Source organism: Chryseobacterium sp. UNC8MFCol, assembly GCF_000482305.1.
Classification (GTDB): Bacteria; Bacteroidota; Bacteroidia; order Flavobacteriales; family Weeksellaceae; genus Chryseobacterium; species Chryseobacterium indologenes.
The window spans coordinates 1-16,600 of the sequence record NZ_KI535291.1; the positions used below are offsets into that span (position 1 = coordinate 1).

9 protein-coding genes and 1 rRNA gene are annotated in these 16,600 nt (G+C 37.7%); 8 read left to right on the forward strand and 2 right to left on the reverse strand.

Annotated elements, in window-relative coordinates; genetic code table 11:
* Positions 1–50 precede the first annotated feature (50 nt).
* From rrf to M030_RS0117820, 8 genes are all read left to right on the forward strand, one after another.
* Positions 51–158: ribosomal RNA gene (rrf, locus tag M030_RS0117785) — 5S ribosomal RNA — on the forward strand.
* A 338-nt stretch (positions 159–496) separates the two neighbouring features.
* On the forward strand, positions 497–1,819 hold the full coding sequence (locus tag M030_RS0117790; RefSeq protein ID WP_027374738.1) for a sigma-54-dependent transcriptional regulator: 1,323 nt from the start codon (positions 497–499) through the stop codon (positions 1,817–1,819).
* Between the two features lie 438 nt (positions 1,820–2,257).
* Complete coding sequence (gene kdpA / locus M030_RS0117795; RefSeq protein WP_027374739.1) at positions 2,258–3,952, forward strand: potassium-transporting ATPase subunit KdpA; 1,695 nt, start codon at positions 2,258–2,260, stop codon at positions 3,950–3,952.
* 173 nt (positions 3,953–4,125) lie between these two features.
* Positions 4,126–6,165: a potassium-transporting ATPase subunit KdpB gene (gene kdpB / locus M030_RS0117800; protein WP_027374740.1), complete on the forward strand. Its 2,040-nt coding sequence runs from the start codon at positions 4,126–4,128 to the stop codon at positions 6,163–6,165.
* Positions 6,166–6,176: 11 nt separating this feature from the next.
* On the forward strand, positions 6,177–6,734 hold the full coding sequence (kdpC, locus tag M030_RS0117805) for a potassium-transporting ATPase subunit KdpC (protein WP_027374741.1): 558 nt from the start codon (positions 6,177–6,179) through the stop codon (positions 6,732–6,734).
* A 93-nt stretch (positions 6,735–6,827) separates the two neighbouring features.
* Positions 6,828–7,877 carry a porin gene (locus tag M030_RS0117810; RefSeq protein ID WP_034722838.1) on the forward strand — a complete coding sequence of 350 codons (1,050 nt, stop codon included), beginning with the start codon at positions 6,828–6,830 and terminating at the stop codon, positions 7,875–7,877.
* A gap of 57 nt (positions 7,878–7,934) precedes the next feature.
* Positions 7,935–9,044, forward strand: a complete 1,110-nt coding sequence (locus tag M030_RS0117815) for a histidine kinase (protein WP_027374743.1) — start codon at positions 7,935–7,937, stop codon at positions 9,042–9,044.
* 5 nt (positions 9,045–9,049) lie between these two features.
* Positions 9,050–10,765, forward strand: a complete 1,716-nt coding sequence (locus M030_RS0117820) for an ATP-binding protein (RefSeq protein WP_027374744.1) — start codon at positions 9,050–9,052, stop codon at positions 10,763–10,765.
* A 178-nt stretch (positions 10,766–10,943) separates the two neighbouring features.
* Here the strand turns inward: M030_RS0117820 and M030_RS0117825 are convergent, their stop codons facing one another.
* Together M030_RS0117825 and M030_RS0117830 are read right to left on the reverse strand one after the other, a co-directional pair.
* The gene (locus M030_RS0117825; RefSeq protein ID WP_027374745.1) at positions 10,944–13,559 is read right to left on the reverse strand and encodes a T9SS type A sorting domain-containing protein; all 2,616 of its coding nucleotides are present in this window, start codon (positions 13,557–13,559) and stop codon (positions 10,944–10,946) included.
* Positions 13,560–13,821: 262 nt separating this feature from the next.
* On the reverse strand, positions 13,822–16,533 hold the full coding sequence (locus M030_RS0117830) for a T9SS type A sorting domain-containing protein (RefSeq protein ID WP_027374746.1): 2,712 nt from the start codon (positions 16,531–16,533) through the stop codon (positions 13,822–13,824).
* Between the last annotated feature and the right edge of the window lie 67 nt (positions 16,534–16,600).

The following is a 16,600-nucleotide window of genomic DNA, read 5'->3' on the forward strand; positions in this document are numbered from 1 at the left end:
CATTGGTCTGACATCTGAAGTCTTACCACTGACATCTTATATACAACCTTTAGGGTGGTTTTAGCGGTGGGGCTCACCTGTTCCCATTCCGAACACAGAAGTTAAGCCCACCAGCGCCGATGGTACTGCTAACGCGGGAGAGTAGGCCGCCGCCAGTTTTTATTTTATTTTTAAAAAGTCTCATACAGCAATGTATGAGACTTTTTTTTGCTTTATACCTAAGCAGGTTACAGGCAATAGGCAGTAAGCCCTAATCCACTAGATCATTCCTGATTGATCATTTTCAACTCTCAATTCTCAATTTTCAATTTTCAACTTATTTACAGATCGTATTCCTGATATTGTCTTCCTTTGCAATTATTTCTGTGTAGAATATGAGCAGATAGCCGAAAACAGCTTCTAAAAATCTATGTAATGATGAAATTTATTTCCATAATTACTGGCTTTTAGTCAAATAAAATTGATAAGTTTGTATACGTTTTCCAAAATAAATATAATGTCAGGAAACATTCTGATCATCGATGATGAGATCAAGCTCCTTAGGTTATTGGGCATGATCCTTTCCCAAGAAAATTTTAATGTAAAAGAAGCCTCTACATCCCGCTCTGCAATGACAATGCTTGAGCAGTATGATTTTGATGTGGTGTTGTGTGATGTCCGGCTTCCTGATGCATTTGGTGTCGAGTTGGTACAGTCAATCAAGACGAAATATCCGCACCTTGAAATTATACTGATGACTGCATTTGGAAACATTACTGATGCTGTCCAGGCTATGAAAAACGGGGCTTACGATTATCTTGTGAAAGGAGATGATAATGAGAAGATTATCCCATTGGTATATAAGGCATTAGAGAAGGTTAAAGATAACAAATCCAGAATTATTCCCCGTAACACAGTCAGGGGATTTGCCCAAATCATAGGAAACTCACCTGCTATTTTACAGGCAAAGAAACTGGCTGAAAAGGTTGCATTAACAGATGCAGCGGTATTACTTACGGGTGAAACCGGAACTGGAAAAGAAGTTTTTGCGAATGCGATTCATGATGCCAGCGACAGAAATAAAAATAGTTTTGTCGCTATCAACTGTTCGGCATTCAGTAGAGAAATTCTTGAGAGTGAGCTTTTCGGACATAAACAGGGAGCATTTACAGGAGCCTTGAAAGATAAGAAAGGCCTGATTGAAGAAGCTAATGGCGGTACTTTATTTTTAGATGAGATTGGAGAGATGCCTATTGATCTTCAGGCAAAATTGTTAAGGCTACTGGAAACAAAGGAATTTATCAAAATGGGGGAAACAAAGGTTTCAAAATCTGACTTCAGATTAATTGCTGCCACCAACAGGAACCTCGAAGACGAAATAAAACAGGGAAACTTCAGGGAAGACCTGTATTTCAGACTCAATGTTTTTGAGATTAATCTTCCTGCTCTAAGAGAAAGAAAAGAAGATTTAAAAATGCTGGCAAAGAATTTTATAGATCAGTTTTCTCATAAGCTTCATTTATCAGGAATTCAGGTAAGTCCGGATTATTACAGAATATTGGAAAAGAATGACTGGAAGGGAAATATCAGGGAACTAAGAAATGCCGTAGAACGAAGTCTTATTTTGATGGATAATAATACTCTGGATACCGAGAGTCTTCCTCATTATTCTGAAAAAACTGTTTCAGAAAATGATTCTCTAAGTATCCGGTCTCTTGAAAAAGTACATATACAAAAGGTATTACAGTATACGAAAGGCAATAAAGCGGAAGCGGCGCGGTTGTTGGAGATCGGAATTGCCACCTTATACCGTAAACTGGAAGAATACGGATTAAAATAAATATTTTATCATTTTAATAAAGAGCCTATCATTTTGATAGGCTTTTGTGTTTTTATAAGGTGTTGATTTTGGTTTTAATGTTTTGTAATTCAGTTGTTTATCTGTTGTGTTTCAATAATGGACTTTCTTTTGGCATATAGTCTTTGAATAAAATATTTTAAAATGACAATTTCAAGAAAATCGTTTAAAAAACGGGAGCATGCTAATTTTAGTTTGCTGATTGTATCGTACGTATTGTTGATCCTTTTAACCTTAATAATAAAGATATGATGCTTATAAGTTTAATTCTGCTGTTTGCAGTATTGTATTGGCTTTTATATAAATCAGTTGAATTTTTTGATAGAATATAAAATTATGTGGAGTTTATTTTTTCTTTCAATTCTCGCCTTTGTGTACATCTGTTATGTTTTAATAAAACCTGAAAAATTTTAAACGATCATGAATACAGAGATTTTAGGCATCATAGCCATGTTTGCTATTACATTAGTGATCGGAATACTTTTAGGTAAATACCTTGCTAATGTCTATGGATATAAAAAAACTGTTCTGGACCCAATATTTCAGCCCATTGAAAAGTTAATTTATAAAATATCAGGTATCAATCCCAACCGCCAGATGAACTGGAAACAGAATATGTATGCCATGCTTGCCATCAATTTTGTCTGGTTTATCATCGGGTTCATACTTTTAATGACCCAGGCCTGGCTTCCCCTGAATCCCGACGGGAATCCAAACATGTCACCGGATTTAGCATTTAATACGACCATCTCATTTTTGGTGAATTGTAACCTGCAGCATTATTCCGGAGAGTCCGGCGTAAGCTATCTAAGCCAGTTGTACTTAATGTTTTTACAATTTGTAACGGCGGCAACCGGAATGGCAGCTATGGCCGTTCTTTTTAAAGCATTTAAAGAGAAAACGGCTACAGAACTTGGAAATTTTTATGATTATTTTACCAAGTCAATGATCAGAATTTTAGTTCCGATCAGTATTATAGTTGCTTTCATTCTTTCTGTTAACGGAACTCCGATGACTTTTGAGGGTAAAGATCAAATAACCGGCTTGGAAGGCCAAAAAATTGAAGTCTCCAGAGGTCCGGTAGCAGGTTTTGTGGCGATCAAGCATTTGGGAACCAACGGAGGTGGATTTTTCGGGACCAACTCGGCACATCCTCTTGAAAATCCTAATTATGTAACTAATATGACAGAAATGGTCACTCAGATGATTATTCCGTTTGCATTGGTTTTTGCGTTAGGCTTTTATTTAAACAGGAGAAAGCTGTCATGGGTCATCTTTACCGTAATGACGGTTGGTTTTCTTGCGCTTACCGTTCCGAATATAGTGAATGAGACCGGAGGAAATCCTTTGATCACAAAAATGGGTGCAGACAGCAGCCTGGGAGCGATGGAAGGTAAAGAAATCCGTTTCGGAAGCGCTGCTTCAGGATATTGGAGTATCGCAACAACCGTGATTTCAACGGGATCGGTGAATTCAATGCATGACAGTACCATGCCTCTTTCCGGAATGAATGAGCTGCTGGCGATGATGATCAACTGTTTCTACGGAGGTTGTGGAGTAGGAATCCTGAATTATTTTATCTTTATTATTCTCGCCGTATTCATCAGTGGCCTGATGGTAGGAAGAACACCGGAATTTATGGGAAAAAAGATCGAAGCAAAAGAAATGAAAATTGCAATGATCGTTGCCTTATTCCATCCTTTTTTAATTCTTGTAGGAACGGCTCTGACGGCTTACTTGCCGGAATTTGGGACAAAAACGCTCAATAATCCCGGATTCCACGGGTTCAGTGAAATGTTGTATGAGTTTACCTCTTCTTCCGCTAACAACGGTTCCGGATTTGAAGGGCTGGGAGACAATACACCGTGGTGGAATATTTCTACAGGTATTGTACTGTTGCTATCCAGGTTTGTCCCAATCATTGGTCCTGTAGCAATTGCAGGCTTACTGGCTCAGAAAAAATTTATTCCGGAAAGTTCGGGAACCCTGAAAACAGATACAGCTACCTTTGGTTTCATGACGCTTGCCGTGATCTTACTCATCGCTGCGCTGTCATTTTTCCCTGCACTTACACTCGGACCTATTGCAGAACAGATACAGTATTTCTCAAAATAATTGTAAACATTAAAAATTAAGATCAATATTCAACCATTAAGGAAGCCGGAAAGTAGGGGACTAGTCTAAAAACTTACTGAAACGTTCACTTAATATAATCCATCTCTTTATCCCCCTTATAAGGTTTGCCTTGATGGTCGTTATTGATTAATGATAAAAACTCTTTCAAAAAAATGAAAAATCAATCACAAACATTATTTCAAAGAGATTTGGTTAACGAGGCAATTAAACAGTCTTTCGTAAAACTGAATCCGAAAATTATGTTTAAAAATCCAGTGATGTTTCTGGTAGAGATCGGAACTGTTGTCATGTTTATCGTCAGCATGTTCAGCCTGACGGGCGATCAGTCCCAGGGAAGTTTCTCTTATAATTTCTTAGTATTTATTATTTTATTTTTCACGGTTCTTTTTGCCAATTTTGCAGAAGCAATTGCAGAGGCCAGAGGAAAAGCACAAGCAGATACGCTTCGAAAAACCCGAGAAGAAACTCCCGCCAAACTTGTCGTTGATAATAAGCAGGGATTTCAGGTGGAAACCGTTTTGAAGATGTCTGCCGAGATGAAGTTAGGAGATATTTTCCTTTGCGAAGCCGGAGATCAGATTCCGATGGATGGGGAGATTATCGAAGGTCTCGCTACAATTGATGAATCTGCCATTACCGGCGAAAGTGCTCCCGTCATTCGTGAAGCCGGAGGAGATAAAAGTTCCGTAACCGGTGGTACGAAGGTCCTTTCAGACAGAATCAAAGTAAAAGTAACGACTAAACCCGGAGAATCTTTTTTAGATAAAATGATTGCTCTTGTAGAAGGAGCTTCAAGACAGAAAACACCAAACGAAATCGCATTAACCATATTGCTGGCAGGGTTTACCCTGACCTTTATAATTGTTACCCTCACTTTAAAGCCCTTTGCAGATTACGCGCAGACTCCGATTACCATAGCGGCATTTATCTCACTTTTCGTTTGTCTTATTCCCACAACTATCGGTGGTCTCCTTTCTGCAATCGGAATTGCAGGAATGGACAGAGCTTTAAGAGCCAATGTCATCACAAAGAGCGGAAAAGCGGTAGAAACAGCCGGGGATATTGACGTTTTATTACTTGATAAAACAGGTACAATCACCATCGGAAACCGTAAAGCAACCCAATTTCACCCTGCAGAAGGAATCAAGATGGAAGACTTTATCAAAGCTTCTGCATTGAGCTCTGTAGCAGATGAAACGCCGGAAGGTAAATCAATCATTGAATTGAGTGCATTGAAATCCGAAGATTTACTGGTTCCTAATCCTACATATATTGATTTTACTGCTGAAACCAGAACATCAGGGATCGATTTTGAAGATACAAGGATCAGAAAAGGAGCTTATGATACGATAAAAAAACTGACTGAAAAAGCCGGAAATGCTTTCCCGCAGGAAACCCAGGATGCAGTAACCGGAATTTCTGAAAATGGAGGTACTCCCCTGGTGGTAGCTGTCAATGAAAAAGTATGGGGAGTAATTGAATTACAGGATATTATTAAAACCGGAATTCAGGAACGTTTTCAACGATTAAGAAAAATGGGAGTGAAAACCGTAATGGTAACCGGAGATAACCCACTGACAGCCAAATTTATTGCAGAAAAAGCAGGGGTAGATGATTTTATCGCAGAAGCCAAACCTGAAGATAAAATGAACTATATCAAAAAAGAACAGCAGGAAGGAAAACTGGTAGCGATGATGGGAGACGGAACGAATGATGCACCGGCACTGGCCCAGGCAGATGTAGGAGTTGCTATGAACAGTGGAACGCAGGCAGCAAAAGAAGCCGGTAATATGGTCGACCTTGATAATGATCCTACCAAACTGATCGAGATTGTGGAGATCGGTAAACAATTGCTGATGACAAGGGGAACGCTGACAACATTCAGTATTGCCAATGACGTAGCGAAGTACTTTGCCATTATTCCGGCCTTGTTTATCACTTTTATTCCTTCACTTCAGAAGCTGAATATCATGAATCTGCATAGTCCTGAAACGGCTATTTTATCTGCTGTTATTTTCAATGCAGTGATTATTCCGTTCCTGATCCCGTTAGCGTTAAAAGGGGTAGCCTATAAGCCGATCGGGGCAAGTGCTCTGCTACGAAGAAACCTTTTGATCTATGGTTTGGGAGGAGTTATTGTTCCGTTTATCGGGATCAAAATCATCGACTTACTGATTAGTTTATTCTATTAAAATTTAAAGAAATGAAAAATCATATTGTTTCAGCATTGAGGCTGACTTTGGTAATGCTGATTGTCGTAGGAATTTATCTGGGGATTGTGTATGGAGGTTCAAAAATACTGCCTACACAGGGAAATGCAGAAATTATCAATCATAAAGGACAGAAGTTCTATGCTAATATTGGCCAGGAGTTTAAATCAGACCAATATTTTCATGGCCGCCCTTCAACTGTTAACTATAATGCAGCAGGAAGTGGGGGAAGTAATAAGGGACCAAGCAATGAAGAATACCTGCAAACTGTACAAAAAAGAATAGATACTTTAAAAATGCAAAACCCTGAAATGGGAAATGCCAAAGTACCGGTTGAGCTGGTCACTTCAAGCGGAAGCGGGCTGGATCCTGATATCTCTCGGGAAGGCGCCTTGTATCAGGCCAAGAGAATTGCTAAGGCGAGACATCTTTCCGAAGAGCAAATCAAAAATGTAATCAATACACAAACTGAAAAACCGTTCTTAGGACTTTTCGGGCCATCAAAACTCAATGTTCTGAAGCTTAATATCGCTTTGGATCAATTAAAATAATAAATAATCATGTCAATGTTGTAAGACTTGACATGATTAACATACCTTACAACTAACGTGAAAAAATATCTAACTATAAGTGCAATCTTGGGAATGTTTTTTTCTAAAGCACAATCATCAGACTCATTAAAAACAGAAAATAAAGTAACTTTTTCAGCATATGCGGAACTATTTTATACCTATGATTTTAATGAACCCGGTAACCATCTCCGTCAAAATTTCTTGTACTCATACAACAGACATAATGAGCTCAACCTGAATCTGGGATTAATCAAAGCAAATTATCAGAGTGAAAATCTTCGTGCCAATGTAGCCTTAATGGCGGGAACCTATGCGCAGGACAATATGGCGGCAGAACAAAATGCATTACGCTACGTAAACGAAGCCAATATTGGAATTAAAATATCAAAAACAAAAAATCTGTGGATCGACGCAGGAATCATGCCTTCCCATATTGGTTGGGAGAGTGCTATTGGCAAGGATAATATAAACCTGACCAGAAGTTTGGCCGCTGAAAATTCCCCTTATTTTGAGACAGGAGCTAAAATTTCCTATACCTCAGATAGCGGAAAATGGTTTTTAAGCGGATTGGTACTGAATGGCTGGCAACGTATTGCAAAACCGGAAGGAAATCAGAGTATCTCTTTCGGTCATCAGTTGACCTATAAGCCGAATGATAAAATCACGTTGAACAGCAGCTCATTTATTGGAAATGATAAAGCAAAGGCAGATAAAAGAATGCGTTATTTTCACGATCTTTATGGAAGCTTTCAGCTGACGGATCAGTTTTCTGCTTTATTGGGATTTGATATAGGAGCAGAACAGAAAGTGAAGGGAAGCGAACAGTACAATATCTGGTACAGTCCCAATGTGCAGATGAAGTATCAGGTTGACCAGAAATGGGCATTGGCGGGTAGATTAGAATACTACAATGACAAAAAAGGAGTGATTATCAATACAGGAACCCCGGACGGATTTCAGACATTTGGATATTCATTAAATGTTGATTATGCAGTATTGAAGAATGTAGTCTTCCGTACAGAAGCAAGAGGTTTTACTTCTAAAGATGCTATTTTTGCTAAAAATGATGAGTTCAGAAAAGGAAACTTTTTTGTTACAACGAGCTTAGCGGTTTGGTTTTAATGATGCACTTCACCAAAGAAAAAAGTGTTTAAAGTAAAATTAAAAAGAATAAAATCAATGTCATCAGCAACAGATTTTTTAGAACTGATCCAGAAGTCCCGAAAAGGGAAATTCAAAATTTATATCGGGATGAGTGCGGGTGTGGGAAAGACATTTCGTATGCTGCAGGAAGCACATTCCCTTTTACGAAACGGCATTGATGTAAAAATAGGCTATATAGAAACCCACGGGAGAGAAGAAACCGTTGCTATGGCAGAAGGGATCCCGCAAATTGAGAGAAAATCTGTTTTTTATAAAGGAAAAAATCTGGAAGAGATGGATCTTCAGGCTATTATCAATGAGCATCCTGAAGTAGTTCTTGTAGATGAGCTGGCACACACGAATGTGGAAGGTTCCAAAAATAAAAAAAGATGGCAGGATGTTCTGGAGATTCTTGATAATGGGATCAATGTGATCAGTGCCATGAATATCCAGCATATTGAAAGTCTCAATGAAGAAGTAAAAAAAATAACCGGCATAGAAGTCACAGAACGGGTTCCTGATAAAATCCTTGCCCTCGCGGATGAAGTCGTAAACATTGACCTTACTGCCGATGAACTGCTGACCCGTTTAAAAGAAGGTAAGATCTATAAAAAAGAAAAAGTTCAGACGGCATTGAGCAACTTCTTCCAAAGCGGACACATTCTGCAATTGAGGGAACTTGCGTTAAAAGAGGTGGCCACGCACGTGGAAAGAAAAGTGGAAACCGAAATCAAGACCGAGAATTTTAAACCCATAAAATTTCTGGCCTGTATCAGCAGCAACGAGAAGATTGCCAAAACGATCATACGGAAAACCGCAAGGCTGGCAAGCTATTACAGCAGCCAATGGACGGTTTTATATATTCAGAAACCTTCTGAAAATCCGGAAAAAATAGCGTTGGATAAGCAGCGGTATCTGATTAATAATTTTAATTTAGCGCAGGAATTGGGGGCAAAAGTGGTGAGGATAAAAGAAAGCAGCGTTCACAAAGGAATTCTGGATTATGTAATCGATCACAATATTACCACAGTTTGTATTGGTAAGCCCCATGCAAAATTCTGGCATCGTCTGTTGGGGTATAGCTGGATTTATACGCTGATGAACAGATTGAATGAACGACAGGTAGATATTATTATTTTATCTTAGAAGTAATGAAACTTAGAACAAAACTCACCTTAGGCGTAGGCCTTTTATTTTTGCTGATCGTATTGCTTTCAGTGATTGGGTCTGTGTATATCAATAAATTAAAATCAGATACAGAAAAAATCCTTACTGCCAATTACAATAGTCTGGAGTTTTCTAAGAATATGCTTCTCGCATTAGATCATATCAGTACAGATAGTGCCATCGCCATAGCTGATTTCAAAAAGAATAACCAGCTGCAGGAAAAAAATCTAACGGAATTTGGAGAAAAAGAAGCTACCCAGAACCTGAATCTGCACTTCAACAGCTATTTGAAGGAACCCGGCACTGACAAGGAAAAACTGATCCGTGAAGATCTCGCCAAGATCATGTCTTTGAATATGAAAGGCATTGAACGGAAAAGTGATATTGCCATTATTACAGCCGGTAATGCTACTTTTTGGATTGTAAGTTTGGGAACGGTTTGTTTCCTGATTGCTTTTGTTTTATTGTTTAATTTACCCCAAACGATTGCGGAACCTATCGATCAGCTTACATTCAGTATCCGGCAGATTGCCAATAAAAATTATAGTGAAAGGGTTCATTTTAAAGGAAGTGATGAATTCAACAGCCTTGCCCAGTCTTTTAACGTGATGGCGGAGCAACTTCAGGAATATGAAAGCAGCAGCCTTTCCCAGCAGCTCATGGAGAAAAAAAGGATTGAAACACTGGTCAATAATATGCATGATGCCGTAATCGGGCTGGATGAGAACCATTTTATCTATATGATCAATGATGAAGCTTTGAAAATAACCAATCTCCGCAAAGAAGATATTATAGGAAAAACAGCCCATGAAGTGGCGGTAAATAATGACCTGATGCGGGAGCTGCTGAAAAATATCGATCATCCGGTGAAAGACCCTATTAAAATTGTTCGTGATAATAAAGAAAACTATTTTGAACAGGATATTATCCCGATCAATATCGTTAAAACCGGTGAAAAAGAAAAGAGGTACATCGGTAAAGTTATTCTATTGCGGAATATTACCCCTTTTAAAGAACTGGATTTTGCCAAAACCAATTTTATAGCAACCATATCACATGAATTGAAAACTCCTATTTCAGCCATAAAAATGGGAGTTCAGCTTCTCGGAAATCAGAAATTCGGTGAGCTGAATGAGCAGCAGCAGGAATTGTTGAAGAGCATCAACGAAGACGGGCAACGCCTGCTGGATATTACGGGAGAACTGCTTAATCTTTCACAGGTAGAATCAGGGAATATCCGGTTGACCGTCGGGCAATGTTCTCCAAAGGAAATTGTGGAGACTGCCGTGAAAAATGTAGAAAAACTGGCTGAGCAGAAAAATATATCCATCCATTCACAATATCTTCTTGAAGATAATGATTTTGTGAATGCAGATTTTGATAAAACAGTCTGGGTAATGAATAATTTCCTTACCAATGCAGTCAAACATTCTTACCAGGATGAAAATATTCAGATTGTAGTTGAAAGACAGGATGCCTTCATTCAGTTTAGCATTACAGATACCGGTAATGGAATTGATGAAAAATACCATCGTCAGATTTTCGACCGGTATTTCCAGGTTCCGGGTGAGCACCAGAACGGAACAGGTTTGGGGCTGGCGATCTCAAAAAACTTCATTGAAAAACAAAACGGTGACATAGGAGTGAGAAGCTCTTTGAATCACGGAAGTACTTTCTTTTTCAGATTACCGGTGGTATAATACCTTACATTATCAGTTTTATAGAGGGAAGGATTCTTGAATCATAAGAAATCCATCTAAACGATTAGCATAAAACTCAATGCATTAATCCTCCATAGTATTAAACTCTAAATAATACAGATTGAAAATAAAAAAAGCTGCAAATCATTTGCAGCCTTTTCCTTTAGTGGTAACCGGTTTAGTCTTTAATAAACTTCTGTACCATTGTTTTATCTTTTGTGAAGACTTTAATCATATAACTTCCTTTAGAAAGTTCTGAAACATGCAATGAATTTCCTTTTACAGTCATTGATCTGATAATTCTTCCTGTGGCATCATAAATTTCAGCCTTGATGACTTCTTCTTTAGATTTGATGTTTAACACATCTTTCACAGGGTTCGGATAGATCGTAAACTGAGTGCTATTCTTGCTGGTTTCTTTTGTTCCTAAAACATTTTCAACCGTCGTGGTATATGTATTGGTAATGATCGGGTGGTTGTAGTCAAAATAAATTTTGGCTGTGTTACTGAAACTATCACCGGCATTTAATGTGGACTTCGTTTTGATCTTAAACGAAATATATCCATCATTATTTGCATCATCAAAAGGCAGCTGAATATTTTCGAAAATAAATTCAACCACATTCGGACCTGTAACTTTAGCGACAAAATCGTGGCTTCCGTTTAATGCAACCAGTGAGGAAAGATCAAATTTTGTAGTATCGATTTCATCTTTTACAACAATATTTCTGGCATTGGCGGTTCCTGTATTTTCAAATCGGATCAGATAATGTACATAATCTCCCACTTTCGCCTGAGCGATAGAAGTTCCTTCAAGACAGGTTTTGTCGTTGGGATCAAAAGAATTCACTACAGTACGGTTGAGTGTGAAATTATTGTCAGCAGGTGTTTCATCTGTAGCTCCGCTGATTTGTGCTGTGTAATGTAGAATATCACCTGAATTTAAAGGAGGCGTCTGCGTTGGAGTATTTAATTTTATAGTTACCGTAATTTCCTTGGTTTCAAAAGGAAGAAGATTGGTAATATTCCAGTTCAAAACTCCCGGAGATTGTGATGTAGGAGCAAGGGTCGAAGACTGGTAGTCTGAAATCGTATCTTCGTAATTAAATACCAACGTTCCTGACTGTGCAGTATTACCTTTATTTTTGTAGACTATTTTATATTGGGATTGAAAACCGGGAGTGGCCGTTGTTATCGGAAGGATAACGACTTCGAGATCGTTAAACGTTCCATTCGGGGTGATACAGAAATTTTGAGCTAACGGACTGGCCTGGGTAGGGAAATCTGCCGTAATACTTGCAGGAGAGATCGTAAAATAATCCGGATTTTCCACAACCGGTGTGATGACATGGGTACCTGCCTGTACAGCTAAGGAATAATTTCCTGAGCTGTTCGCAATATAACTTCCTGAGTTGGTACCATCCGTAATGTTAAATTTCTGAAACGATTTATATGGATCAGTGGCATCACAACCATTATTATTAACGTCAACCTTTGTATTTCCCTGAACGGTATAGGTCGTTCCTCCCGGAACAAAAGAACAGTAACTGTTAATTTCGACATTGGTATGCCCATAGGTAGCTAGCATATTTGAAAACTTCTGTATTTTATTGGTGTCACAACATACATATGCTAAACTGGGAGTCATAGATTTTGGACCGGCAGAATATTCCAGGTTGGATTTCCCGTTTTTAGCATTCACATGCGTAATGGAATTACCAAGAGCACTTAATGAGCTTATCTTCGGATTCTGACTGATATCTACACTGGTAAGAAAATCTTCACCCAATGACAAAAATATAAGATTGGTAGCAGGGGAAAAGTCCATGGAAGTTATTTTGTTATTTCCTAAAGACAGACTGAACATTGCAGTTAATCCCGTTAAATCCAATGCTGTTATCCCCGTTCCGGATATAGTTAATCCCAATAAATTTGGCTTGTTATGAATACTTATAGAAGTAAGCAACGGACTCATGGCAACGGTTGCATATTCCAGATTGTTATTATTCTGAATATTAAGTGAGTTCAGTAACGAATTCTTATCCAGAGAAATATCATTAAGCAGCGGCGACGAGGTAAAATCAAGTGAAGTTACTTTTGTTTTTTGGATATTGACATATTCAAGCTTACTGAGTGTACTGTATGTAAGTGACGTAAGATTGGGTTTGATAATGTATATTTTCTTCAGATTGATATTATTGGTAAGGTTTAAAGTCGTGAAATTGGGATTGGAGCTTTCCCCGAAAAAAATATCTTCCAGGCTTGTAAGATTTGAGAGGTCAGCACTTTCCAAATGTGAATTTGCTGAAACTATAAGCTTTTTAAGAGGAATGTTTTGTAAAAAACCAAGATTCGAGATAGTTCCGCCATTATTAGAAAAGGAAAAAGATGCCAGCTGGTTACAACCTTGTATATTGATAGTATTCAATCCGTTGCTGAAGCAGGTCAGTTCTTTCAACGGAGTCATATTGCTCAGGTCAAGTATAGTAAGCGATGAATTTCCTGTTACATTAAAAGAAGTAAGATTGGTAAAATTCTTAATTCCCGTAATATCATTAATCAGTGTATTCGTTAAGACCAGCTTTGAGATATTCTGGGCTTCACTTACCTGGATCTCTCCGTCATTGTTCGTATCTATGATCGTCGGATTTCCATTGAGATCATAGGAAAAAGGATTATTACCCGTATTTGCCGTGAGTAGCTTTGCTTTGAATTTCGGATCCGGAAAGTTAATGGTCTGTGCAGTGACAGATAATTGTGCAAAGATGAGCACAAAAAGATAAATGTTTTTCATGGTTTGGTGATGTTTTAGTTTGTGTAAATATATGAAAAATGTTTATAATTTGATTTTTATTGCTTAATATTTTTCATTATAATGTGTTTTTGATTGTATATTTTGCTTTTAATATTACTTTTATTGTGATTTTTGATAATTGAATAAGTCGTAATTGTAAGCAGTGATATTGATATTATACTCAAATAACAAAAAGGGTATCGGATATAAAAAAAGCCGTGAAAACTCACGGCTTATCTATTGTTAGAATTTGGTTTTATTCTTATTCTTTGATGAATTTTACATGTGAAATTATGTCCTTCGTAAACAATCTAATGGTATAATTTCCCTTAGGAAGCTCAGAAATACTAACAGACTTCTGGGATACTCCCGTTGAAATCACCAGTCTTCCCGTTGAATCATAAATTTCCGCCTTAATAACATCATTTTTAGATTGAATATATAAAATGTCCTTTGCCGGATTAGGATAAATACTTACACTATCTATTCTGTTTTTAACCTCAGCCGTAGACAAAGTCGTTGCAATGGTCGTAGTATAGGTATTCGTAATAATAGGAGCATTATAATCAAAATAAATTTTTGCTGTGTTGCTGAAGCTGTCACCAGGAGTCAGGGTAGATTTTGTTTTGATTTTAAAGGAAACATATCCGTCATTATTTGCATCATCAAAAGGGAGCTGAATATTTTCGAAAATAAACTCTACCACATTCGGACTTGTAATTCTGGTTACAAAATTGTGGCTGCCATTCATAGGGATCAGGGATGAAATATCAAATTTTGCAATATCAATTTCATCTTTTACGACGATATTTTTAGCATTGGCTGTTCCTGTATTTTCAAATCGGATCAGATAGTGAACATAGTCTCCAACCTGGGTTTGTGAAATGGAAGTCCCTTCAAGACATGTTTTATGATTAGGATCAAAAGAATTAACTACCGTTTGGTTGAGCTCAAAATTATTATCTGCAGGCGTTTCATCCGTTGCTCCGATGATTTGTGCCGCATAATGTAAAATATCACCACCGTTTAAAGGCGGAGTTTGTGTTGGCGTATTTAATTTAACAGTGACTGTAATTTCTTTGGTTTCAAACGGAAGAAGGTTCGTGAAATTCCAGGTTACAGCTCCGGTTGATTGTGAGGAAGGAGGGATTGTAGCACTCTTATAAAGCATTAGATTATTATTGAAATTAAATGCAATATTTCCGGATTGTGAAGCCGTTCCTTTGTTTTTGTAAACAATTTTATACTGTGCATCAAATCCGGGAGCAGCATCCGTTACAGGAATGAGCATTATTTCAAGATCATTATGAGTTCCGTTGGCTGCCAAACAAAAGTTCTTTATAACCGGGCTTGGCTGACTAGGAAAATTAACAGTGTAGCTTGCAGGTGTAATTGTAAAATACGGGTTCTCTACAACAGGTGTGATTGTATGTGTACCTGCCTGTACCGGGAAAGAATAATTTCCGGAGGTCCCGCTAATTATTGCTCCTGATACACTGCCGTTTGTAAGGGTAAAACGTTGGAAAGATTTGCCGGGATCATTGGGGTCACAACCATTGTTATTACTATCATATGTTGTGCTTCCCTGAATGGTGTAAAATGTTCCTCCAGGAGTAAATGAACAGTATGTGTTAATGACTGTATTGGGACTTTCGTGTGTAATAGTATAATTACTCAGTTCATTAAACTCTTCCTCATCACAGCATATATATTTTAGGGAAGAGTTGGGAAATAGATTCAGATAATACCATGGTTGAACTTTTCCATTCTTCATGAATATTTTTTCCAGATTGGGATTATTATGACAGGTGATCCTTGATAGTTCTTTATTATTTGATAAATCAAGTTGTGTAAGTGAATTGTATTCACATTTAAGCTCCGTTAGATTGATTAATGAGCTTACATCCAGACTAGAGAGGTGATTGTAACCGATAGTCAGAATATCAAGGTTGGGTGCTCCGGATATATCAAGTGAAGTAAGCTGGTTGGAATCAGCAGATAAAACTTTTAAAGCCGGTAAATTGGGCAAAACCAAATTCGAAATAAGATTATTTTTCATCTCAATATTCCAAAGGTTTGGATGATTGTCTAACGGGACAGAAGTGAGGTTATTGTTTGATAATGAGAGTGTTTCAAGAGCGGGAGTACCCACCATGCTTATTGTAGGTATGTGGTTGTTGGATATATTGAGCTGTTTAAGAGATGTACATCCATCTAATTTGACACTTGAAAATGAATTACCATTGGCAAGTATGTTTTCCAACGTAGAATAATTGGTCAGATCTAGCAAAGGTAATCCTGTTGTATTGAAACTTATGGTTCTGAAATTAGGTGATCCTTTGAAATCAAAGTGTGATAAGTCAGGCGTGTTTGAAATAAACACAGCTTCGAGAGTGGGCATGTTGGAACCGATTATACTTTTTACTGCCGGACCTGAGTAAAGAGTTAGGTTTTTTAGAGCTGTACAGTTTTGTAAATCAATGTTTTGAAGGTTGTTTCCACCTGTGACAACTAATCCCTTAATAGAATTATTATGTAAAGCTAAGGTTGTCTTGTCATACTTTTGTATTGAAAGAAATTTTAGATTTGGTGATGACAAAGTATTTATGGTGTTCAGATTAGGACCGCCAAGGTATAGATCTTCCAGATTAGGTAAAGCTATATCAACCGATACATAAGGATTCTCAGCGGCATATAGTATTTTAAGATTCGTGAAATGACTCAGGCCGGAAAGGTCACTGATCAAACTGCTTCTGACATCCAGCTTAACAACAGCTACAACTTCACTATATTGGATCTGACCGTCATTATTTGAGTCTATTTTAATATAATCTCCATCTTGATTAGCTGCAATGCTGTTTGTTGTATTGGCTGCCAATAGCCTTGATTTTAAATGAGGATCAGAAAAAGATATAATCTGTGCTTTGAAGATAGAAAACATGATCATAAAAATGACCGCCCATGCTTTTCTCATAATTTTTAGTTTTTATGTTTTTTATTGCAGTTGCGAAAATAGGCCATTGTAGTAAAATTACAATGGC

What these genes read in the sequence shown, in the direction of transcription:
- M030_RS0117790 (WP_027374738.1), top strand. Translation starts at nt 497, where the DNA reads ATGTCAGGAAACATTCTGATCATCGATGATGAGATCAAGCTCCTTAGG.
- kdpA (WP_027374739.1), top strand. Translation starts at nt 2,258, where the DNA reads ATGAATACAGAGATTTTAGGCATCATAGCCATGTTTGCTATTACATTA.
- kdpB (WP_027374740.1), top strand. Translation starts at nt 4,126, where the DNA reads ATGAAAAATCAATCACAAACATTATTTCAAAGAGATTTGGTTAACGAG.
- kdpC (WP_027374741.1), top strand. Translation starts at nt 6,177, where the DNA reads ATGAAAAATCATATTGTTTCAGCATTGAGGCTGACTTTGGTAATGCTG.
- M030_RS0117810 (WP_034722838.1), top strand. Translation starts at nt 6,828, where the DNA reads ATGTTTTTTTCTAAAGCACAATCATCAGACTCATTAAAAACAGAAAAT.
- M030_RS0117815 (WP_027374743.1), top strand. Translation starts at nt 7,935, where the DNA reads ATGTCATCAGCAACAGATTTTTTAGAACTGATCCAGAAGTCCCGAAAA.
- M030_RS0117820 (WP_027374744.1), top strand. Translation starts at nt 9,050, where the DNA reads ATGAAACTTAGAACAAAACTCACCTTAGGCGTAGGCCTTTTATTTTTG.
- M030_RS0117825 (WP_027374745.1), bottom strand. Translation starts at nt 13,559, where the DNA reads ATGAAAAACATTTATCTTTTTGTGCTCATCTTTGCACAATTATCTGTC.
- M030_RS0117830 (WP_027374746.1), bottom strand. Translation starts at nt 16,533, where the DNA reads ATGAGAAAAGCATGGGCGGTCATTTTTATGATCATGTTTTCTATCTTC.